At 48.5% G+C, this 1,073-nt stretch carries 2 protein-coding genes; one reads left to right on the top strand and one right to left on the bottom strand.

All coding sequences use genetic code 11. The features are described 5' to 3' along the window. A partial coding sequence (locus A3750_RS24580) for a Maf family protein (protein ID WP_197475299.1) occupies positions 1–149 on the top strand: 149 nt, incomplete at its 5' end. Positions 150–226: 77 nt separating this feature from the next. Here the strand turns inward: A3750_RS24580 and A3750_RS24575 are convergent. Beyond that, positions 227–1,073: S49 family peptidase (locus tag A3750_RS24575; RefSeq protein WP_068549035.1), on the bottom strand; the 847-nt coding region annotated here is incomplete at its 5' end.

Raw genomic sequence — 1,073 nt, 5'->3', positions numbered from 1 at the left:
ACGACTGCGCAGGTGGCTTCAAAGTAGAAGGATTAGGTATCAGCCTGTTTGAGTCAATTGAAACAAGCGATCCGAACGCCCTAGTTGGACTTCCTTTGATCAAGCTATGTAAGCTGCTAGGCGAGTACGGTATTAGCCCTCTCGATTAACTCCGAGAGAGGCTCAACAGAGCGCTACCTCAAGTAGCGCTCTGTGCACGTTTTTCTGATCAAACATCAAAAAAAGACTAGCGCAACTGAAGCGCATTCACGCCTAAGCTAGCAGAAATAGCCTTTCCTGCTGCAACGCCGAGCGATTCCGTAAACTGAGTAAAGGCATCAGGCTTTGACGAAAAATCGACGATCTCTTCCGCTCCGACAATCTCACGCGCAACAAAGCCAGAACTACCTAACCCATCAATAAGACCAAGATCGAGAGCCTGCTCACCATTCCAAATCAAACCGGAAAATAATTCTGGTGCTTCTGAAAGCCGCTCACCTCGACCCTCCCTAACCTTACCAATAAATTGTTGATGCGTACTATCCAAGACCTTACCCCAGAATGCGACCTCTTCTGGGTCCTCCTCACTGAAAGGATCTAAGAAAGACTTATGCTTACCAGACGTATAGTTGCGACGCTCAACACCCAACTCATCCATCGCATCGACAAAGCCAAAACCTGCAGCAGTCACACCAATCGAGCCTACCAGACTCGCCTTATCGGCATAGATTTCATCCGCAGCAGCGGCGATATAATAGGCACCAGACGCACCAAGATCAGTGATCACAGCATAAAGTTTTTTGTCAGGATACAGCACGCGCAGACGCTTGATTTCGTCAAACACATATCCCGACTGAACAGGACTGCCACCCGGACTGTTTATCCTAAGAATGATTGCTTGAGAACCCTCTGCTTCGAAGGCCGCCCTCAGCCCGCTCACGATTACATCTGCGCTCGCCTCTTCCTCATCAGCAATCACTCCTCGCACGTCAACTAACGCCGTATATTGCTCAGCAGTCACCATATTGCTGTCTAGACCATTCGCCATCACACCCAACAAAAAGAATAGATAGAGAAAGGTTAGCAACTTAAAG

The sequence above is a fragment of the Oleiphilus sp. HI0079 genome (assembly GCF_001635105.1).
The sequence above is the reverse complement of the archived record's forward strand: the minus strand, read 5'-3'. Positions and strand labels throughout refer to the sequence as shown.